This is a genomic window from Streptomyces sp. NPDC023838 (assembly GCF_040639555.1).
In the GTDB taxonomy this organism is placed as follows: domain Bacteria; phylum Actinomycetota; class Actinomycetes; order Streptomycetales; family Streptomycetaceae; genus Streptomyces.
This window is the reverse complement of sequence record NZ_JBFAAD010000002.1, coordinates 221,988-241,346: the sequence shown is the minus strand read 5'-3', so window position 1 is coordinate 241,346 and position 19,359 is coordinate 221,988. Positions and strand designations below refer to the sequence as shown.

Sequence of the window (19,359 nt, the reverse complement as noted above, 5' to 3'; positions counted from 1 at the left end):
CCCGGGCTCCCGGCTCCCGGGCCGGCTCCCGGGCCGGCTCCCGGGCCCCCGGCTCCCGGGCCCCGGCCTCAGCGCCCCAGCGTCGCCAGCAGCCGGGTCAGCGAGCCCCCCAGCCCCCAGCGCTCCGCCAGCTCGTCCACCGTCTCCGGGAGCAGCGCCTCCGCCGGCAGCGCCGGGTCGAACGCGGGCAGCGGCACGTCGAGCGCCACCCGGACCACCTTCGGGGCCACGTCCAGATACGCGGCGGCCTCGACGATGCCCCGGCGCTTGGCGGGGGTGAGGCGGGAGGTGCGGTCGACGGCCGCCGCGCGCACGCCCGCCAGATCGCCGTACTCCGTGATCAGCTGCGCGGCCGTCTTCTCGCCGATGCCCTTCACGCCCGGCAGGCCGTCGCTGGTGTCGCCGCGCAGGGCCGCGAAGTCCGCGTACTGATCGGCCCGTACTCCGTACTTCGTACGGATCAGGTCCTCGTCGATGGCGTCGCAGTCGCCGACGCCCTTGCGCGGGTACAGGACCCGCACCCCGCGCTTGTCGTCGACGAGCTGGAACAGGTCGCGGTCGCCCGTGACGATGTCCACCGGGCCCGGGGCCGCCGCGGCCAGCGTGCCGATCACGTCGTCCGCCTCGTACCCCGCGACCCCGACCCGGGCGATGCCCAGCGCGTCCAGAACCGCCTCGATCACCGGCACCTGCGGGGCCAGCGTGTCCGGGACCTCCTCCTCGTCCGGGACGCCCTCGGCCGTCTCCACCGCCACCCGGTGCGCCTTGTACGACGGGATGAGCTCGACGCGCCAGTGCGGGCGCCAGTCCGCGTCCATGCAGGCGACCAGCTCGTCCGGGTGGTGGTCCTGGACCAGGCGGGTGATGAAGTCGAGCAGGCCGCGCACGGCGTTGACCGGGGTGCCGTCCGGGGCCCGGACCGTGTCGGGGACCCCGAAATAGGCCCGGAAGTACAGGGAAGCGGTGTCGAGGAGCATCAGGCGTCGCGTCACACCCCGATGATGCCGCACCCCACTGACAGCCATCCCACTGACAGCCACCCCACTGACAGCCACCCCACTGACAGCCACCCCACTGACAGTCACCCCACTGACAGCCACCCCACTGACAGTCACCGCGCGACCGGAAGACACCGCTCGACCGCCCGGCACCGCCCGGCCCACGCTCACCGTACGCAGTGAGCTGGGTCACCATCGCGTTTGCCCCGGGTAAAGCCGGGCAGGCGCGGCGCCGGAGCGGACCCTCGTATCGGTTTCAACCACTACGGAACCGCATACACAGGGCGACGGACCGAATCCGCGCCGCTCCACGGCCCGCCCGCGGGGGATGCGGGCCGTTCTCAGTTCTACCCGTGAGGTTTATGTGTCCACGCTGCAAGCCGAGCAGCTCTACAAGGTGTTCGGCAGACGACCCGACGACGCGGTGCGCAAGCTCGAAGGCGGCGCCGACCGCGACGAGCTGCGGGCCGACGGGACGACCGCGGCGGTGATCGACGCGTCGTTCACGGTCGAGCCCGGCGAGATCTTCGTCGTCATGGGTCTGTCCGGGTCCGGAAAGTCCACGCTGCTGCGGATGCTCAACGGGCTCCTGGAGCCCACCTCGGGACGGGTGCTCTTCGACGGGCAGGACCTGACCGGCCTGAGCCCGCGCGAGCTGCGCGCAGTCCGTTCCACCAAGATCAGCATGGTGTTCCAGCACTTCGCGCTCTTCCCGCACCGCAGCGTGCTGGAGAACGCCGCGTACGGCCTGGAGGTCCAGGGCGTGCCGCGCGCCGAGCGCCTGAAGCGCGCCGCCGAGGCCCTGGAGCTCACCGGCCTGTCCGGCTGGGGCGACTCGTGGCCGGACGAGCTCTCCGGCGGCATGCAGCAGCGCGTGGGCCTGGCCCGGGCGCTCGCCACCGACGCCGACCTGCTCCTCATGGACGAGTCCTTCAGCGCGCTCGACCCGCTGATCCGGCGCGACATGCAGGACCAGCTCCTCGAACTCCAGAAGCGCCTGAAGAAGACCATCGTGTTCATCACCCACGACCTCAACGAGGCCATGCGGCTCGGCGACTCCATCGCCGTCATGCGCGACGGGCGGATCGTCCAGCTCGGCAGCGCCGAGGACATCCTCCTCACCCCCGCCAACGACTACGTCGCCTCGTTCATCCAGGACGTCGACCGCTCCCGGGTACTCACGGCCCTGTCCGTGATGACCGAGCCGCACCGCCCCGACGCCGGGTCCTGCGACTGCGAGACCGTGACCGCGGACACCAGCGTCGCGGACCTGTGCGCGGTCGCCGCGCGCGTGCCGCACCCCGTGGCCGTCATGGACACCGAGGGGTCGCTGCTCGGCGTCGTACCGCAGGAGCGGCTGATCGCCTTCCTGGGGGACGACCAGCGCGGGCCGGTCGCCTGCTCGATGCAGGAGGTGGCCCGTGCCTAGGCTCCCTCTCGGCGAGTGGGTGGACAGCGCCGTCACCTTCCTCCAGAACCACCTCTCCTGGCTGTTCGACGCCATCACCAAGGTCGTCAACGGCATGTACGACGGCATCGACGCCGTCCTGTCCGCGCCCCACCCGCTGCTCTTCGCGGGCATGCTCGCCGTCGTCGCCTGGTGGCTGCGCGGTCTGGTCGCCGGTGTGCTCGCCTTCGGCGGGTTCGCGCTCATCGACTCGATCGAGCTGTGGGACGAGGCCATGTCGACGCTGTCGCTGGTCCTCGTGGCGACCCTCGTCACGCTGGCCCTCGCGGTGCCGCTCGGCATCTGGTCGTCCCGCTCCAAGACCGTCAGCGCGATCAGTCGCCCGGTCCTGGACTTCATGCAGACCATGCCCGCCATGGTCTATCTGATCCCCGGCATCATCTTCTTCGGCGTCGGCGTGGTCCCCGGCATCATCGCCACCATCGTCTTCTCGCTGCCCCCGGGCGTGCGCATGACGGAGCTCGGCATCCGCCAGGTCGACCCCGAACTCGTCGAGGCGGCCGAGGCGTTCGGCACCACCCCGCGCAACACCCTGCTCAGGGTCCAGCTCCCGCTGGCGCTGCCCACCATCATGGCGGGCGTCAACCAGGTCATCATGCTGGGCCTGTCCATGGTCGTCATCGCGGGCATGGTCGGCGGCGGCGGCCTCGGCGGCGCGGTCTACCGGGCCATCGGCAACGTCGACATCGGCCTGGGCTTCGAGGCGGGCGTCTCCATCGTCATCCTCGCCATGTACCTGGACCGGATGACCGGCGCGCTCGGCCGCCAGGTCTCGCCGGTCGGCCGCCGGGCGCTGGCCCGCGCCAGGACATCCGGCGCCAAGCTGTGGAACTACCGCCCGCAGCCCGCCGTCGCGGTCGTCGGCGTGGTCGTCCTCGCGCTGGTGGCCGGCGGCATGGGCATGTTCGGCTCCTCGTCCACGGCCACCGCCTCCGGCGCCGAAAACGTGGGCAAGGGCAAGAAGGTCTCCCTGGGCTACATCCCCTGGGACGAGGGCATCGCCTCCACCTTCCTCTGGAAGGAGCTGCTGGAGCGGCGCGGCTACAAGGTCGACACCAAGCAGTACGAGGCGGGCGCGCTCTACACCGGTATGGCGGGCGGCCAGATCGACTTCGAGACGGACTCCTGGCTCCCGGTCACCCACGCCACGTACTGGCAGAAGTACCACGACAAGCTCGAGGACCTGGGCTCCTGGTACGGGCCGACCTCGCTGGAGCTCAGCGTGCCCTCGTACATGAAGGGCGTCGACTCGCTCGATGACCTCAAGGGCAAGTCCGGCCAGTTCAAGGGCAGGATCATCGGCATCGAGCCGAGCGCCGGAATGATGGGCCTGCTCAAGGACAAGGTCCTCAAGGAGTACGGCCTGGACGGCGAGTACAAGGTCGTCGACGGCTCCACGCCGTCCATGCTGGCCGAGCTCAAGCGCGCGTACGCCAAGAAGGAGCCGATCGCGGTGACGCTCTGGTCGCCGCACTGGGCGTACAGCACGTACGACCTGAAGAAGCTCAAGGACCCCAAGGGCAGCTGGGGCAAGGGCGACGGGGTGCACACCCTGGCCCGAAAGGGCTTCTCGGACGACAACCCGAGGGCCGGCGCCTGGCTGAAGAACTTCAAGATGACCGAGAAGCAGCTCACCGGTCTCGAAGCGAAGATCCAGTCGACCGGCAAGGGCAAGGAGCAGCAGGCGGTCCGCGCCTGGCTCGACGAGAACCCGGGCCTCGCGGACAAGTGGACGCCCGTCGGCGGTTAGCCGCGTAGCCACAACGGGCGATGGGTTTGAGCCGCCCGCACACACGGATGGGGCCCCGCCGGACACCGGCGGGGCCCCATCCGTGCAGGTATGCCCAGCACGCCGTGCGGGCACTCTTCTTCCGCGCGATGGTGCCCCCGGGCGCCGAAGCTGCGTAGGGTGCATGCAGTGCGGCGGCCGCAGTGGTCCAGGTGACGGGGAGGAGCCGGAGAGATGGACGACAAGGAAACTCTTCGGGTGGGAGTGGCGGTGCGGCGGCTCCGCCGTGAGCTGGGGCTGACGCTCGCGGCGGTCGCGCAGCGCAGCGGCCTCTCGGTCCCCTTCCTGAGCCAGATCGAGAACGAGCGGGCCCGCCCCAGCGCCCGCTCCCTCGCGCGCGTGGCCGACGCCCTGGGCACCACGGTCCCCGAGCTGTACGACGCGGCCGACACCGCGCGTACGGTCGAGGTCGCGCGCGCCGACGACAGCGACAGCGGCGGGGTGCGCCAGCTGCTGCGCGGCCACCACCAGCTGCACGCCATGGAGTTCACCGGCGAGCACGACACCGCGCGCGAGTTCCAGCACCGCAACGACGAGTTGATGTACGTGGCCGACGGCGCCGCCGAGGTCGAGGCGGAGGGCCGGGCCTACCGGCTGGAGCGCGGCGACACGCTGTGCCTGTCCGGCGGGGTGCGCCACCGCTGGCGCGCGGCGGTGCCCGGCACCCGGATCCTGCTCGTCGCGGTCGCCGACCACATCGAGGCCATCGAGGAGACCCGCCACTGATGGCACGCCCCGGTCCCCGGGTGGTCTCGCTGGTGCCCTCGCTCACCGAGGCGGTGGCGGCCACGGCCCCCGGGCTGGTCGTCGGCGCCACCGACTGGTGCACGCACCCGGCCGGACTGGACGCGGTACGGATCGGCGGCACCAAGAACCCGGACACCGCCGCGATCGCCGCCCTGCGCCCCGATCTGGTGATCGCCAACGAGGAGGAGAACCGGCCCGCCGATCTCGCGGAACTGCGCGCGGCGGGGCTGGAGGTCCTGGTCACCGAGGTCCGCGACCTGGACCAGGCGTTCGCGGAGCTGGCCCGGGTCCTGGTGGACGCCTGCGGCCTGGCCCGGCCGCGCTGGCTGGACGAGGCGCGCGAGGCGTGGGAGGCGGTCGAACGGCCGCCCGCGCCCGTGAAGGCGGTGGTTCCCGTCTGGCGGCGCCCCTGGATGGTCCTGGGCCGCGACACCTTCGCGGGCGACCTGCTGTCCCGCCTCGGCGTCGACAACGTGTACGCGACCCACGCCGACCGCTATCCGAAGGTCCCCCTGGACGAGCTGAGGGCCGCAGGGGCCGACCTGCTGGTCCTTCCCGACGAGCCGTACCGCTTCACCGCCGACGACGGCCCGGAGGCGTTCCCCCACCTCCCGGCCGCGCTGGTCGACGGCCGCATGCTCACGTGGTACGGGCCGTCACTGGCGGCGGCGCCGGGCGCGCTCAGCGGGGCGCTGCGAGCAGCCCGCCGCTGAGCAGGCCGCGTACGGTGTGGACGCCGGCCACCAGCCAGGCCGCGGCGAGCAGCGCGTACAGGCCGCACGCGAGCCAGGTGAAGGCGGCCAGGCCGGTGCGGTGGGCCAGGCCCTCGGCGCCGGTCACGCAGGTGCCGACGGGGAAGGTGAAGGCCCACCAGGTCATCGCGAAGGGCATCCCCGAGCGGGCCGCGCGGACCACCATGGCGGCGGCCAGGGCCAGCCACATCAGGGCGAAGCCCATCACGGGTACTCCGTAGACGACGGCGAAGACGTTCAGACCGTTCGCATAGGGGGCGCCGATCGCGCCGGAGGCCACGTCGGCGAGCTTGCTGACGGCGGTGGTGGACTGGCCGAGGGGGCCCAGCACCAGGAACAGGGCCGGGGTCAGGGCCAGGGGCAGCGGGCCCTGGTGCACCAGCCGGGCGAAAACCAGCGGCAGCAGCACCATGACGGCGAGCAGGCTCATGCCGAACATCGCGTACGAGGCGAGCAGCATCGCCTCCCGTCCCTGGCCGGCGGGGAGGTGGGGGACCAGAAGCGCGCCGAGGGTCGCGGAGACCATGGGGGCCACCACGGGCAGCAGCCAGACCGGGGAGGCGGCGCCGGGGGCGACCTCGTGGCGGACCACCATCAGGTACGGGATGGCCACGGCGACGGCGAGGCCGGTCGCGGTGCCGATCGCGTACAGCACCCAGGCCAGCGGGACGGCGGCGCCCTCGCCGATCGCGTCCTTGCCGACGGTGAGGGTGCCGATGCCGACGGCCAGGAACGCCATCGACATACAGCCGTAGAAGGGGGCCACGCCCGGGTCCATGAGGTGGGCGCGGGCCTGGTCGCGGTGGTGGCGCCAGTGTGCGGCGCGGGCGGCGACGAGCACGGTGAGCATGGTCAGCGACAGGGCCCACACCATCGTCAACCCCGGCACCCGGAACGGCAGCCCGGCGCCCGCGCCGGCGATGATCGCGGTGCCCATGACCGTGGCGTACCAGTTGGGGCCGAGGTGCCGCACGGGTGCGAAGCGTGCGGCGGGCGCGTGGGCGCGGGGGTGGGTGAGGGTGACCATGCATCCACCTTCGCGCCGGTTCGAGCGGGTCACCAGACCCGATCTTCCTATGGGGACATAAGCTGGGTTTATGAGTAAGAGCAGTGCGGAGGACGCCGGTCCGCTGTCGAAGCGGGTGCCCGATCTGAGCGCGATGGAGCTGCTGATCGCGGTCGCCCGGCACGGCAGCCTCGGGCGCGCCGCGCGCGACCTGGGGATCACCCAGCCCGCCGCGAGCAGCCGCATCCGCTCGATGGAGCGCCACCTCGGCGTCGCCCTCGTCGACCGCTCGCCGCGCGGCTCCCGGCTGACCGCCGAGGGCGCGCTGGTGACGGACTGGGCGCGGCGGGTGGTGGAGGCGGCGGAGGCGTTCGACGTGGGCGCTCAGGCACTGCGCGGGCGGCGCGACTCGCGCCTGCGGGTCGCGGCGAGCATGACCATCGCCGAGTACCTGCTGCCCGGCTGGCTGATCGCGCTGCGCGGCGAGCGCCCCGGCACGGCCGTCTCGCTGCTCGCCGGGAACTCGGCGTTCGTGGCCGAGCGGCTGCTCGGTGACGAGGCGGACCTGGGGTTCGTGGAGGGCCTGACCGTACCGGCCGGGCTCGACGGGGCCGTGATCGGCCACGACCGCCTGGTGGTGGTCACCGCGCCCTCGCACCCGTGGGCCCGGCGCCGGGCCCCGCTCCGCGCGGCCGAACTGGCCGCCACCCCGCTGATCCTGCGCGAGGAGGGCTCGGGCACCCGGCAGGTCCTGGACGCGGCGCTCGCGGACCAGGGCGGGGTGGCCCGCCCGCTCCTGGAGCTCGCCTCCACCACGGCCGTCAAGGCGGCGGTGGTGAGCGGCGCGGGCCCCTCGGTCCTGAGCGAACTCGCCCTGGGGGAGGAGCTGGCGGGCCGCCGGCTGGTCCGCATCCCCCTGGAGGGGCTGCGGCTGCGCCGCGACCTGCGCGCGGTCTGGCGCACCGCCCATCGCCCCACGGGCCCGGCCCGCGACCTGCTGTCGCTGACGCGGTCGGGGCCGGGGACGGGGACGGGGACGGGGACGGGGACGGGCTGAGGGTTCCGCGACCGGCGGCGGCCGCGCGGCGGCTCAGGACACCGTCACGGCCGCCCGGGCCTGTGCCGCCGCCACCAGCGCCCGCATCACCTTGGTGTCCTCGCCCAGCTCCGGGTGCCACTGGACGCCCAACACCCAGTCCGCGCCCGGGAGTTCGACCGCCTCGGGCGTGCCGTCCTCCGCGCGGGCCGACACCACCAGGCCGTCCCCGAGGCGGTCCACCGCCTGGTGGTGGTAGGTCGGCACGGACGTCTCGTACGGCTCGGCCTCCGCGTAGCGCGTGCCGGGCACGGGGTGCACGGTGTGGCGGCCGACGACGCCGTGGCCTCCGGTGTGCCCGTCCAGGTGCTGGACGAGCGTGCCGCCGAGCGCCACGTTCAGGAGCTGCATCCCCCGGCAGATGCCGAGCAGCGGCGTCCCGGACGCCAACGCGGCCTCGATCAGGGCGGTTTCCCAGGCGTCCCGCTCGGGCGCGGGCGGCCCGGTCCGGGCGTCGCGGGCGGCCCCGTACCGTACCGGCTCCACGTCCGGGCCTCCCGCGATGACCACGCCGTCGAGCCGGGCCACCACCTCCGCGGCCGTCTCAGGGTCGTCCGGCGGGAGCATCGCGGTGAGGCCGCCCGCGGCCTTGACCAGGCGGGGGTAGTACGCGGGCAGCAGGGCGGCCGGCCAGTCCCACACCCCCCAGCGCACCGAACCCTCCAGATATGTGCTGACACCGATCAGTGGCCGTCCCACCGCGTTCTCCCTCTCGTGCTGTCGATCACTTGCTGACGTTCACGCGCTGCCGTTCAGGTGCTGACCTTCAGACGCTGGCGACCTCGTACCGCTCCGTACCGCCGCGCCGCCGACGGACCGTCACTCGCGCTCCAGCTCGGCCTCCGCCGCCGCGAGCGCCGCGAACTCCTCCTCGGGTGCCCGTGCGACCAGGTGCTTGCGGCTGTAGAGGCCGAAGTACCCGACGGCGACCGCGTACACCCCCAGCGCGATCAGCGCCGCCACCACGTCCACCAGGAACGTCGCCACCAGCGCCGCGCACGCGAGGACCAGCGCGACCGAGGAGGTCAGCGCTCCTCCCGGCGTACGGTACGGCCGCTCCAGGTCCGGCTCGCGGCGGCGCAGCACGATGTGGGAGAGCGACATCAGTGCGTACGAGACGGTGGCGCCGAACACCGCGGCGTTCAGCATCCGCGCCCCGTCGCCGGTCGCTGCGGCCAGCGAGAAGGCGATCGCGCCGGGCACGAGCAGGCCCAGGTAGGGCGCCTTGCGGCGGCTGGTGAGGGACAGGAAGCGCGGCAGATAGCCCGCCCGGGACAGCGCGAAGAGCTGGCGCGAGCCCGCGTAGATCAGCGAGAAGAACGACGCCACCAGGCCCGCCAGGCCCGCGTAGTTGACGATCCGGCTCAGCGCGGTCGCCTTCCCGTCCGGCTGGAGCGCCTCCACCAGCGGGTTGCCCGCGTCCTGGATCGCGGCCGAGCCGCGCGCGCCCGCCGAGGCGAAGAAGGTGAGCAGGGCCAGGACCACCAGGATGCCCATGGACCAGCGGATCGCCTTCGGCAGCGTACGGGCCGGGTCGCGGGTCTCCTCGGCGGCGAGCGGCACGCCCTCCACGCCGAGGAAGAACCACATGCCGAACGGGAACGCCGCCCAGATGCCCATCACGCCCATCGGCAGCCAGGAGCTCGCGCCGACCGCGTCCTTGTGGACCGCGATGTCGTCGAGCTTGGAGGCGTCGAAGTCGAGGAACGCGCCGACCGCGAAGACGAGCAGGGCCGCCACCGCCACGCCCGTCACCACGAAGCTGAACCGCAGCGCCTCGCCGACGCCCCACAGGTGGATGCCGATGAAGACGACGAAGCAGGCGAGGTAGACCGGCCAGCCGGAGGTGAGGCCGAACAGGCCCAGGGATTCGACGTAGTCCCCGATGAAGATGGAGATCGCGGCGGGGGCGAGGACGTACTCGATGAGGATCGCCGTGCCGGTGAGGAAGCCGCCCCAGGGGCCGAGCGCGCGCCGGGCGAAGCCGTAGCCGCCGCCCGCCGTGGGCAGGACCGAGGAGAGCTCGGCGAGCGAGAAGACCATGCAGACGTACATCAGGCCCATCAGGCCCATGGCGATCGCGAGGCCGCCGAAGCCGCCCTCGGCGAGGCCGAAGTTCCAGCCGGAGTAGTCGCCGGAGACGACGTAGGCGACGCCGAGGCCGGTCAGCAGCAGCCAGCCGGCGCTGCCCCGGCGGAGCGTACGGCGCTCCAGATAGTCGTCCGCCGGTTCGGCGGTGGGGGGTGTGGCGGATTCCGTGGACTCCATGGTCATGACGCGGCTCCCGAACTGGACGGTGGCACGCAGGGCACGGCGATGCGGCGCCGGGCAGAGCGGCGGGCTCAAAGGACTGGGGCCATACCTTTGCGGGATTGGCGGCTGGAAATCAAGCCCCCTGCGTTACGTCGCGGTAAACGGCGGCGCCCCAGGGGGGCCCGGGGAGCTGCGCGAGCAACCACGCACGGTCCGCGGCCGGCGAAGCTACGTCAAGAACCCCCGAAGCAGCGCCGCCGTACCGCCGCAGTGCTCGCGCATCATCTCCCGCGCCCCGTCCGCGTCCCCGTCGAGCACCGCCTCCACCAGCGCGGTGTGCTGGCGCTGGGAGTGCTCCAGGTTGCGTACCAGCAGCGGGATGCAGTCCAGCAGGTCGTTCACGGTCGCGCGGACGGCCGCGTACTGCGCGGTCAGGGTCGGTGAGCCGGAGAGCTCGGCCAGGGTCAGATGCAGCAGCGTGTCCTGGCGGCGGTAGTCGGTGAGCGGCGCGTCGTGCGTACGGGCCAGCGCCTCGCGCAGCCGGTCGGCCTGTTCGTCGGTGAGTCCGTGCGCCGCGCAGAGCCCGGCCGCGCCCACCTCCAGGACCTCGCGGAAGCGCAGCGCGTCCTCCACGTCGACCCCGGCCACCCGGCGCCGCAGCTCGTCCTCGCCGGGCGACTGGGCCCTGGGCAGCACGAAGGTCCCGCCGTACCGGCCGCGCCGCGCCTCCACCAGGCCCTGGTCCGTCAGCACCTTCAGGACCTCGCGCAGCGTCACCCGGCTGATGCCGAGCCGCTCGGCCAACTCCCGCTCGGACGGCAGCCGTTCACCACCGGGCACCAGACCCAGGCGGACGACCTGGAGGATCTGCTCCAGCGCCTCCTCGAAGCCGTTGCCGGCCCGTACCGTCCGCAGCACCGGAGCGAGCCGGTCTCCGGAATCCGGTTGCGACATCTGGCCGCACCCCCTTCCCAAGCAATGGTTCTCGGCAATACCTTATGGGCTCTCGGCTGACCGAAGGAGGCTTTTCCCGTGGCAGACCGCACACCCCCGCTCGACATCGAGGCGCTCCGCGTCCTCGTCGACAGCGGCGAGATCGACACTGTGGTCCTGGCGTTCCCCGATATGCAAGGGCGGCTCCAGGGCAAGCGGTTCGCCGCACGATTCTTCCTCGACGAGGTCGCGGCCCACGGCACCGAGGGCTGCAACTACCTCCTCGCCGTGGACACCGAGATGAACACCGTCGACGGCTACACCATGTCGTCGTGGGAGCGGGGGTACGGCGACTTCGCCATGCACCCCGACCTCGCGACCCTGCGCCGCGTCCCCTGGAACGAGGGCACCGCGCTGCTCATCGCGGACCTGGCCTGGAACGACGGCTCTCCCGTCGTCGCGGCCCCGCGCCAGATCCTGCGCCGCCAGCTCGACCGGCTCGCCGAGCTCGGCCTGACCGCCCAGGTCGGCACCGAGCTGGAGTTCATCGTCTTCCGGGACAGCTACGAGCAGGCGTGGGACGCCGACTACCGGGGCCTGACCCCGGCCAACCAGTACAACATCGACTACTCGGTACTCGGCACCGGCCGGATCGAGCCGCTGCTGCGCCGCATCCGCAACGAGATGGCGGCCGCGGGCCTGACCGTCGAGTCCGCCAAGGGCGAGTGCAACCCGGGCCAGCACGAGATCGTCTTCCGCTACGACGAGGCCCTGGTCACCTGCGACCAGCACGCCGTATATAAGACCGGCGCCAAGGAGATCGCCTCCCAGGAGGGCGTCTCGCTCACCTTCATGGCGAAGTACAACGAGCGCGAGGGCAACTCCTGCCACATCCACCTCTCGCTCACCGACGAGGAGGGCCGCAACGCCATGCAGGGCGACGGGCCCGAGGGAATGTCGGAGCTGATGCGCCACTTCCTGGCGGGCCAGCTGGCCGCGCTGCGGGACTTCTCGCTGCTGTACGCGCCGAACATCAACTCCTACAAGCGCTTCCAGCCCGGTTCCTTCGCGCCCACCGCCGTCGCCTGGGGCCACGACAACCGCACCTGCGCGCTGCGGGTCGTCGGCCACGGCCGCTCCATGCGGTTCGAGAACCGGCTCCCCGGCGGCGACGTCAACCCGCACCTCGCGGTCGCCGGGCTCGTCGCGGCGGGCCTGTACGGCGTCGAGCAGCGCCTCGAACTGCCGGAGGCCTGTACCGGCAACGCCTACACCGGCGACTACGAGCACGTCCCGACCACCCTGCGCGAGGCCGCCGAGCTGTGGGAGAACAGCCCCATCGCCAAGGCCGCCTTCGGGGACGAGGTGGTCGCGCACTACCGCAACATGGCGCGCGTCGAGCTGGACGCCTTCGACGCCGCGGTGACCGACTGGGAGCTCCGCCGCTCCTTCGAACGTCTGTGAGGCCCCCGTTGTCCGGAGCGTACGAGCCGTACGAACACCAGGTACTCAACCCGGCGACGGAGGAGGTCATCGCGACCGTCCCCGCCGCCACCGCCGCGGACGTGGACGCGGCGGTCGCGCGGGCCGCGCGGGCGCAGGCCACGTGGGCGGCCCTCGCCCCCGCCGACCGCGCCCGGCTGCTGCGCCGCTTCGCCACCGCCGTCGACGAACACCTCGAAGAACTCGCCCAGTTGGAGGTCCGCGAGGCCGGGCACACCGTCGGCAACGCGCGCTGGGAGGCGGGCAACGTCCGCGATCTGCTCGACTACGCGGCCGGCGGAGTCGAGCGCCTGACCGGGCGCCAGATCCCGGTGACGGGCGGCCTGGACATCACGATCCTGGAGCCGCTCGGCGTCGTCGGCGTCATCGCGCCCTGGAACTTCCCGATGCCCATCGCCGCCTGGGGCACCGCCCCCGCGCTCGCGGCCGGCAACGCGGTGATCCTCAAGCCCGCCGAGACCACCCCGCTCACCGCCCTGCGACTGGCCGAACTCGCCCTCGCGGCGGGCCTGCCCGAGCACCTCTTCCAGGTGCTGCCGGGCGCGGGCGCCGTCGCGGGCGACGCGCTGGTCGAGCACCCCGGCGTCGCCAAGATCGTGTTCACCGGATCCACCCGCGTCGGCAAGCAGATCATGGCCAAGTGCGCGCAGCGGGTGAAGCGGGTCACCCTCGAACTCGGCGGCAAGAGCGCGAACATCGTCTTCGCGGACGCCGACGTCGAGGCCGCCGCGGCCGCCGCGCCCATGTCCTTCCTCGACAACAGCGGCCAGGACTGCTGCGCCCGCACCCGCATCCTCGTCCAGCGCCCCGTCTACGACCGCTTCCTGGAACTCCTCGCCCCCGGCGTCGAGTCCGTCGTGGTCGGCGACCCGGCCGACGAGAAGACCCAGATGGGCCCGCTGATCTCACGGACCCAGCTGGAGCGGGTACGCGCGTACGTCCCCGGGGACCTGCCGGGCATCCGGGGCACCGCCCCCGAGGGCCCCGGCTTCTGGTTCGCGCCGACGGTCGTCACCGGTGTCGCGCCGGACGCGCCCGTGGCGGTCGAGGAGGTCTTCGGGCCGGTCGCCGTGGTGCTGCCCTTCGACGACGAGGCCGACGCGGTACGGCTGGCCAACGCGACCGAGTACGGCCTGTCCGGCTCGATCTGGACCCGTGACGTGGGGCGCGCGCTGCGGGTGTCCGGCGCCGTGGCGGCCGGCAACCTCTCCGTCAACTCGCACTCCAGCGTGCGCTACTGGACCCCCTTCGGCGGCTACAAGCAGTCCGGCCTTGGCCGCGAGCTCGGCCCGGACGCGCTGGCCGCCTTCACCGAAACCAAGAACGTCTTCATCAGCACGGAGGCCTGAGCACCCATGACCGAAGCGAACAACGTCTGCCGCCGCCTGGTCGGCCGTACCGCCGTCATCACCGGAGCCGGCAGCGGCATCGGTCTGGCGACCGCGCGCCGGCTCGCCTCCGAGGGCGCCCACGTCGTCTGCGGCGACATCGACGAGGCGGCCGCCAAGAAGGCCGCGGACGAGGTCGGCGGGCTCGCCGTGCGCGTCGACGTCACCGACGCCGAGCAGGTCGACGCGCTCTTCAAGGCCGCGTACGACACCTACGGCAGCGTCGACATCGCCTTCAACAACGCCGGTATCTCGCCCCCCGACGACGACTCCATCCTGGAGACCGGTCTGGAGGCCTGGAAGCGTGTCCAGGAGGTCAACCTCACCTCGGTGTACCTGTGCTGCAAGGCGGCCATCCCGTACATGCGCGAGCAGCGCCGGGGCTCGATCATCAACACCGCCTCCTTCGTGGCTCGGATGGGCGCGGCGACCTCGCAGATCTCCTACACCGCGTCCAAGGGCGGCGTCCTCGCCATGTCCCGCGAGCTGGGCGTGCAGTTCGCCCGCGAGGGCATCCGCGTCAACGCGCTCTGCCCGGGGCCGGTCAACACCCCGCTCCTCCAGGAGCTGTTCGCCAAGGATCCGGAGCGGGCCGCCCGCCGCCTGGTCCACATCCCGCTCGGCCGGTTCGCGGAGGCCGACGAGATCGCCGCCGCCGTGGCGTTCCTGGCCAGCGACGACTCCTCGTTCGTCAACGCGACCGACTTCCTGGTGGACGGCGGTATCTCCGGCGCGTACGTGACGCCGCTGTAGGGGGAGGCCCCAGCCGTTCACCTGTGCTCCACCACCCCGACAGCCGGGCGTCGCACGACGCCCGGCTGTTCTGTCCACCGTCGCCGGTGATCTTCCGTTCGTGACAGGAGTGTCCATGCGCAGTGCACGTCGTTGGCAGGCCGCGGCCGCCGCCCTGGCGATCGCGGGCAGCGCCTTCGCCGCCGCCCCCACCGCCCAGGCGCGGACCGGCGCGTGCCCCTCGCTCACGGTGGAGCAGGGCTGGTACGGGCAGAACAAGGCCCGCCTCCAGGAGTTCGTCGACACGTACGGGACGTGCGGCCGGGGCGCGGCCAAGGGCCACAAGCCCGTCGCGGTCTTCGACTGGGACAACACCGTGGTGAAGAACGACGTCGGCGACGCCACGATGTACTGGATGCTGCGCCACTCCAGGATCCGCCGCCCGCAGCACGGCGACTGGCACACCACCAGCCGCTACCTCACCGACCCGGCGGCCACCGCGCTCGCCGCCGCCTGCCCCGCCACCGGCCCCACCCTGCCCACCGCCACCGACACCCGCTGCGCCGACGAGATACGTACGGTCTACGGCGACGGCAGGACCACCGGCGGCGCCACCGCCTTCGCGGGCTGGGACCGGCGCACCACCGAGCCGCAGTACGCCTGGCTCGCCCAGCTGATGAGCGGCTGGCGCACCGCCGACATCCGCTCCTTCGCCCGGGCCGCCCGCGCCGAGAACCTGGCCGTGCCGATCGGGACCGAGCAGCTTGTCGGCACGGCGAAGGTGACGGGCTGGGTGCGCTACTACGACCAGCAGCGCGATCTGATCCGTACGCTCCAGAAGGGCGGATTCGACGTCTGGGTCACCTCGGCGTCGCCCGAGCCGGTCGTCGACGTGTGGGCGGGCGGCGTCGGCATCGCACCGGACCACACCATCGGCATCCGGCCGGTCACCTCACACGGGCGGATCACCGCGCACCTCAAGGGCTGCGGCACGGTCGCGGACGGCGAGGACGCGATGATCACGTACATCGACGGCAAGCGGTGCTGGATCAACCAGGAGGTCTTCGGGGTGCGCGGGGCGGCCGCCGAGCGGGTGCAGCCCGCCGCGCGGCGCCAGGTCTTCGCGGCGGGCGACTCCGACACGGACGTCTCGTTCCTGCGCGACGCGACCGGGCTGCGGCTCGTCCTGAACCGCAACAAGAACGAGCTGATGTGCCGGGCGTACGACGACAGCGACGGGCGCTGGATCGTCAACCCCATGTTCATCCAGCCCAAGGGCCGCAAGAGCGGCGCCTACCCGTGTGCCACCACCGCGTACACCGAGCGCGACGGCACCGCCGCCCCGGTCCGGCGGGCCGACGGCACGGTCGTGGCCGACCAGCGGGACACGGTGTACGGCGGCTGAACCGCAGTCCTAGGGTGGGCCGATGAGCATGACGACGCCGCCCGGCTGGTACCCGGACCCGGGCACCCCCGTCCTGGAGCGCTGGTGGGACGGCACCGCCTGGACCGGGCACACCAGGGCCGCGGGCCAGGCGCTGCCGCCCGCGCCGCCGACCGTTCCCCTGGGGCCCGTCGCGCCGCATCCCCGGCCCCGGCGGCGCGGCCGGGGCGCGGTAGGCGCCGTGGCCGCGGCCGCCGCGGTGCTGGTGACGGCGCTGGTGGCCGGGGTGATCGTCCTGAACGAGGACGACGGGGAGCCGGCGGCGAAGGCGGCGCCGCCCGCCGACGCGACCCGCGCGACCTCCTCGCAGGAGCGGAGCACGGCCCCCGCGCCGCCGGCCTCGCCCAGTGACGACCCGAACGTCCTGGTCGACCAGCTCAACGGCATCACCCTGCCGGTCCTGCCGGGCTGGGAGAAGGCCGACTCCAGGATCGACGGCCTGCCCACCATGCAGACCAAGGACATGTTCGACTGCCCGGGCGACGCGGGCGCGTACTGCCACCACGCCACGGTCAACACCCGGACGCCGACCCGCACCGACCTCAAGACCGCCGAGGCCCTGGCCAAGCACGACATCGCGGACGCGGCCGGCGCCGCGTTCGGGGAGGACGGCCTGGGCCGCGAGCGCTACGGCGGGATCGTCTCGCACCGTGAGGTGAGGTCTGGGTCCGTGGTGGTCGCCGGGCGCACCGGGTACGCGGTGCGCTGGAGCGTCAGGACGGGGGCGGGTCCCGGCGGTTACGTGCAGTCGCTCGCCTTCCCGTCGAGCGTCGGCAGCGAGTCGATGATCCTCATCCGCTTCGCCCTGGACGCGGGGGCGGGCGCTCCACCGCTGGGCACGCTGGACCGGATCACGGCGGGCGTCCGGGTCCTCGGCGGCCAGGAGAACGGCGGGGTGGGCACCAGCGTGGCCCCACCGGCCCCGTGACCCGCGCCGCGACCCGCTGGAGGAAGACCCTCTAGAGGAAGGTGCGCCCCTCGCCCCGGTACGTGGGGACGGTCGCGGTGACGCGGTCGCCCTCCACCAGCTGCAACTCGTCGAACCGCTCGCACAGTTCACCCGCCTTGGCGTGCCGGAACCACACCTTGTCCCCGATCAGCAGATCGTCTGCGGCCGTGCCGAGCAGCGGCGTCTGCACCTCCCCGGCGCCCTCCTGCGGGTCGTAGCGCAGCCCCTCGGGCAGGTACGGGACGGGCAGCCGGTCGGCGCCCGCCGCCCCGGAGGCGGGGTAGCCGCCGCCGAGCACGGTGACGACACCCACGCCAGGGCGGCGCACCACGGGCTGGGCGAAGAGCGCGGCGGGGCGCCCCGTGAACGACGTGTAGTTGTCGAAGAGCCGGGGCACGTACAGCCCCGACCCGGCGGCGATCTCGGTGACGGCGTCCTCGGCGGCGGTGTGCTGCACGCTCCCCGTACCGCCGCCGTTGACGAACTCCAGGTCGGGCGCCACGGCCCGGACCGCCCGCACCACCTCGGCGCGGCGGGCCGCGAGCTCCTTGCGGGCGGCGGTCTGCATCAGCCGGATCGCCCGCGAGCGCACCGGCCGCCCCGCGATGTCGTCCCCGACCCCGGCGATGTGCCCCTCGTACGCCATCAGCCCGACCAGGCGGAACCCCGGGCGGCGGGCCACGGCGCGGGCGAGCTCCGCGAGTTGCGCGGGCTCGCGCAGCGGGGAGCGGCGGGCGCCGACGCGCACCCGCCCGCCGAGGACCTGGAGCGAGGTGTCCAGTTCCAGACAGATCCGTACGGGCAGGTCGTCGCGGTCCCGGGCCCGGTCGATGAGGTCGAGCTGGGCCGGGTCGTCGACCATGACGGTGACGGCCGCCGCGAGCTTGGGGTCGGCGGCGAGCTCCGCGAAGCGGTCCCGGTCGGCGGACGGATAGGCGAGGAGGACGTCCTCGAACCCGGCCCTGGCCAGCCAGATCGACTCCGCCAGCGTGAACGACATGATCCCGGCGAACCCGTCCCGGGCCAGCACCCGTTCGAGCAGCGCCCGGCAGCGTACGGACTTGCTGGCGACCCGGATCGGTTTGCCCTGGGCGCGCCGGACCATGTCGTCGGCGTTGGCGTCGAACGCCTCCAGGTCCACGAGCGCGAGCGGGGCGTCGAGATGGGCGGTGGCCCGGTCGTACCGGGCCCGGTCTGCGGCGCGGGGAGTCATGCGCAGAGCCTGCCAGAACGCCTTACCCGGGGGTAGGGGGACGAGTCGGTGCAGATCACCCGAGCCCGGACCGCCGCCCTGCTCCCGCGCCCCAGCCCGTAAAGTAGCGCCCACGCGGCGACGAACGGCCCTGCCGGCCAAGCCGATCCGCAGCGCACGCACGAGGGGTACGAGGGGGGCCATTGACCACGGACGCACAACGTCCCCCGGCCGCGGCGCACCGCCCCGCGCAGGACCCCCCGGACCACGAGCCCCCGGCGGGGCCCACACCGACGACGAGCCCCCACGGGGCGACTCCGGCGCGCCCGTCGGCCGGCCCGGTGCCCGTTCCCGCCCTCCCGCGCGCGTCCGTCCCCGCGCCCCGGCATCCCGACCTGTCCGGTGACGCGGCGTCCGGGCGGTCCTCCTCGTCCGGGGACGCCGCCGTGCCGCCGCGTTCGGCCATCGACCTCCTGGACGCGGCCCTGCCGCCCCGGCCTCCCATACCCGCGAAGCCCCCGACGGCTGCCACAGCTGCCACAGCGGACCAGCCCCCGACGGCCCCGGCACCCGCGCCGCTCCCGACGGCTCCGGCTACCGAGGCCGGGCCCCTGAGGTCTCCGGCTGCCGCAACCGCCCGCCCGGCGGCCCCGGCTCGTGACGCCGCGCCGCTGACGGCTTCGCTTGCCGACGCCGTCCGCCCGGCCGCTCCGGCTGCCGACGCCGCGCCCCTGACGGCTCCGGCTGCCGGCGCCGCCCGCCCGGCCCCTCCGGCCGCCGACACCGCGCCCCCGGCCGCGCCTGCGCGTACCTCCCCGCAGCCCGCCCGTCCGCCCTTCCCGCCGCACCCCGCACCGACCCGGCCCCCGGCCCCGCCGACGCCACCCCCGGCCCCCGCGCCCGCGCCTCAGGCCAGCGTGGCTCCGTCCGCCCGGCCCGCGACGGCGCCGCAGCCCACCGTGCCCGCGCCCCGGTCCGCCGCGCCGCCGTTCCCCGGGGCCGTTCCGTACTCCGCGATGCCGGTGCCCGCCGTTCCGCCCATACCCGTCGCCGCCGCGCCCGCGCGGCCCCGGCGGCGTGGGCGGGGCGTCGCGGCCGCCGTCTGTCTC

Annotated in this window: 17 protein-coding genes; 10 read left to right on the top strand and 7 right to left on the bottom strand. The window is 73.5% G+C overall.

Annotated elements, in window-relative coordinates; all coding sequences use genetic code 11:
- Positions 1-68: 68 nt before the first annotated feature.
- On the bottom strand, positions 69-977 hold the full coding sequence (locus AB0G17_RS03375; protein WP_361375334.1) for a 5'-3' exonuclease: 909 nt from the start codon (positions 975-977) through the stop codon (positions 69-71).
- A gap of 385 nt (positions 978-1,362) precedes the next feature.
- Here AB0G17_RS03375 and AB0G17_RS03370 point away from each other — a divergent pair, with 385 nt between their 5' ends.
- The 4 genes from AB0G17_RS03370 to AB0G17_RS03355 all read left to right on the top strand — a co-directional run bounded on the left by AB0G17_RS03370 (position 1,363) and on the right by AB0G17_RS03355 (position 5,715).
- Positions 1,363-2,427 carry a betaine/proline/choline family ABC transporter ATP-binding protein gene (locus AB0G17_RS03370; RefSeq protein ID WP_361374976.1) on the top strand — a complete coding sequence of 355 codons (1,065 nt, stop codon included), beginning with the start codon at positions 1,363-1,365 and terminating at the stop codon, positions 2,425-2,427.
- Positions 2,420-4,216, top strand: coding sequence for an ABC transporter permease/substrate binding protein (locus tag AB0G17_RS03365; RefSeq protein WP_361374974.1), 1,797 nt, complete (start codon positions 2,420-2,422; stop codon positions 4,214-4,216). The genes AB0G17_RS03370 and AB0G17_RS03365 overlap by 8 nt, the downstream gene beginning before the upstream one ends.
- A gap of 213 nt (positions 4,217-4,429) precedes the next feature.
- Positions 4,430-4,981, top strand: coding sequence for a helix-turn-helix domain-containing protein (locus AB0G17_RS03360; RefSeq protein WP_361374972.1), 552 nt, complete (start codon positions 4,430-4,432; stop codon positions 4,979-4,981).
- Positions 4,981-5,715 (top strand): helical backbone metal receptor, encoded by a 735-nt coding sequence (locus AB0G17_RS03355; RefSeq protein ID WP_361374970.1) that lies wholly within the window; start codon positions 4,981-4,983, stop codon positions 5,713-5,715. Before AB0G17_RS03360 ends, AB0G17_RS03355 begins: the two co-directional genes overlap by 1 nt.
- Here AB0G17_RS03355 and AB0G17_RS03350 read toward each other — a convergent pair.
- Positions 5,684-6,781, bottom strand: a complete 1,098-nt coding sequence (locus tag AB0G17_RS03350; protein WP_361374968.1) for a TDT family transporter — start codon at positions 6,779-6,781, stop codon at positions 5,684-5,686. The genes AB0G17_RS03355 and AB0G17_RS03350 overlap by 32 nt on opposite strands.
- A gap of 70 nt (positions 6,782-6,851) precedes the next feature.
- On the opposite strand from AB0G17_RS03350, the gene AB0G17_RS03345 reads away from it, so the two are divergent.
- Entirely contained in the window at positions 6,852-7,817 is a 966-nt protein-coding gene (locus AB0G17_RS03345) for a LysR family transcriptional regulator (protein WP_361374966.1), read from the top strand.
- A 33-nt stretch (positions 7,818-7,850) separates the two neighbouring features.
- Here AB0G17_RS03345 and AB0G17_RS03340 read toward each other — a convergent pair whose 3' ends face one another.
- The 3 genes from AB0G17_RS03340 to AB0G17_RS03330 form a co-directional block, all read right to left on the bottom strand.
- Positions 7,851-8,555, bottom strand: coding sequence for a gamma-glutamyl-gamma-aminobutyrate hydrolase family protein (locus tag AB0G17_RS03340; RefSeq protein ID WP_361374964.1), 705 nt, complete (start codon positions 8,553-8,555; stop codon positions 7,851-7,853).
- A 120-nt stretch (positions 8,556-8,675) separates the two neighbouring features.
- A complete protein-coding gene (eat, locus tag AB0G17_RS03335; RefSeq protein ID WP_361374962.1) occupies positions 8,676-10,130 on the bottom strand; it encodes an ethanolamine permease in 1,455 nt (484 codons plus the stop codon).
- 207 nt (positions 10,131-10,337) lie between these two features.
- The gene (locus tag AB0G17_RS03330) at positions 10,338-11,063 is read right to left on the bottom strand and encodes an FCD domain-containing protein (RefSeq protein ID WP_361374960.1); all 726 of its coding nucleotides are present in this window, start codon (positions 11,061-11,063) and stop codon (positions 10,338-10,340) included.
- A gap of 78 nt (positions 11,064-11,141) precedes the next feature.
- Between AB0G17_RS03330 and AB0G17_RS03325 the strand changes: the two genes are divergently transcribed.
- The 5 genes from AB0G17_RS03325 to AB0G17_RS03305 all read left to right on the top strand — a co-directional run bounded on the left by AB0G17_RS03325 (position 11,142) and on the right by AB0G17_RS03305 (position 17,037).
- Complete coding sequence (locus AB0G17_RS03325; protein WP_361374958.1) at positions 11,142-12,506, top strand: glutamine synthetase family protein; 1,365 nt, start codon at positions 11,142-11,144, stop codon at positions 12,504-12,506.
- Between the two features lie 8 nt (positions 12,507-12,514).
- Positions 12,515-13,894, top strand: coding sequence for an aldehyde dehydrogenase family protein (locus AB0G17_RS03320; protein WP_361374956.1), 1,380 nt, complete (start codon positions 12,515-12,517; stop codon positions 13,892-13,894).
- A 6-nt stretch (positions 13,895-13,900) separates the two neighbouring features.
- Positions 13,901-14,686, top strand: coding sequence for a 3-oxoacyl-ACP reductase (locus tag AB0G17_RS03315; protein WP_361374954.1), 786 nt, complete (start codon positions 13,901-13,903; stop codon positions 14,684-14,686).
- Positions 14,687-14,801: 115 nt separating this feature from the next.
- The gene (locus AB0G17_RS03310; protein ID WP_361374952.1) at positions 14,802-16,070 is read left to right on the top strand and encodes a haloacid dehalogenase-like hydrolase; all 1,269 of its coding nucleotides are present in this window, start codon (positions 14,802-14,804) and stop codon (positions 16,068-16,070) included.
- 22 nt (positions 16,071-16,092) lie between these two features.
- Positions 16,093-17,037, top strand: a complete 945-nt coding sequence (locus tag AB0G17_RS03305; protein WP_361374950.1) for a DUF2510 domain-containing protein — start codon at positions 16,093-16,095, stop codon at positions 17,035-17,037.
- Positions 17,038-17,068: 31 nt separating this feature from the next.
- Here AB0G17_RS03305 and AB0G17_RS03300 read toward each other — a convergent pair whose 3' ends face one another.
- Both AB0G17_RS03300 and AB0G17_RS03295 read right to left on the bottom strand, forming a co-directional pair.
- Positions 17,069-18,271 (bottom strand): amino acid deaminase/aldolase, encoded by a 1,203-nt coding sequence (locus AB0G17_RS03300; protein WP_361374948.1) that lies wholly within the window; start codon positions 18,269-18,271, stop codon positions 17,069-17,071.
- An 886-nt stretch (positions 18,272-19,157) separates the two neighbouring features.
- Positions 19,158-19,292, bottom strand: a complete 135-nt coding sequence (locus tag AB0G17_RS03295; RefSeq protein ID WP_361374946.1) for a hypothetical protein — start codon at positions 19,290-19,292, stop codon at positions 19,158-19,160.
- Positions 19,293-19,359 lie beyond the last annotated feature (67 nt).

What these genes read in the sequence shown, in the direction of transcription:
- AB0G17_RS03375 (WP_361375334.1), bottom strand. Translation starts at nt 977, where the DNA reads ATGCTCCTCGACACCGCTTCCCTGTACTTCCGGGCCTATTTCGGGGTC.
- AB0G17_RS03360 (WP_361374972.1), top strand. Translation starts at nt 4,430, where the DNA reads ATGGACGACAAGGAAACTCTTCGGGTGGGAGTGGCGGTGCGGCGGCTC.
- AB0G17_RS03355 (WP_361374970.1), top strand. Translation starts at nt 4,981, where the DNA reads ATGGCACGCCCCGGTCCCCGGGTGGTCTCGCTGGTGCCCTCGCTCACC.
- AB0G17_RS03350 (WP_361374968.1), bottom strand. Translation starts at nt 6,781, where the DNA reads ATGGTCACCCTCACCCACCCCCGCGCCCACGCGCCCGCCGCACGCTTC.
- AB0G17_RS03345 (WP_361374966.1), top strand. Translation starts at nt 6,852, where the DNA reads ATGAGTAAGAGCAGTGCGGAGGACGCCGGTCCGCTGTCGAAGCGGGTG.
- eat (WP_361374962.1), bottom strand. Translation starts at nt 10,130, where the DNA reads ATGACCATGGAGTCCACGGAATCCGCCACACCCCCCACCGCCGAACCG.
- AB0G17_RS03330 (WP_361374960.1), bottom strand. Translation starts at nt 11,063, where the DNA reads ATGTCGCAACCGGATTCCGGAGACCGGCTCGCTCCGGTGCTGCGGACG.
- AB0G17_RS03315 (WP_361374954.1), top strand. Translation starts at nt 13,901, where the DNA reads ATGACCGAAGCGAACAACGTCTGCCGCCGCCTGGTCGGCCGTACCGCC.
- AB0G17_RS03310 (WP_361374952.1), top strand. Translation starts at nt 14,802, where the DNA reads ATGCGCAGTGCACGTCGTTGGCAGGCCGCGGCCGCCGCCCTGGCGATC.
- AB0G17_RS03305 (WP_361374950.1), top strand. Translation starts at nt 16,093, where the DNA reads ATGAGCATGACGACGCCGCCCGGCTGGTACCCGGACCCGGGCACCCCC.
- AB0G17_RS03300 (WP_361374948.1), bottom strand. Translation starts at nt 18,271, where the DNA reads ATGACTCCCCGCGCCGCAGACCGGGCCCGGTACGACCGGGCCACCGCC.
- AB0G17_RS03295 (WP_361374946.1), bottom strand. Translation starts at nt 19,292, where the DNA reads ATGGGCGGAACGGCGGGCACCGGCATCGCGGAGTACGGAACGGCCCCG.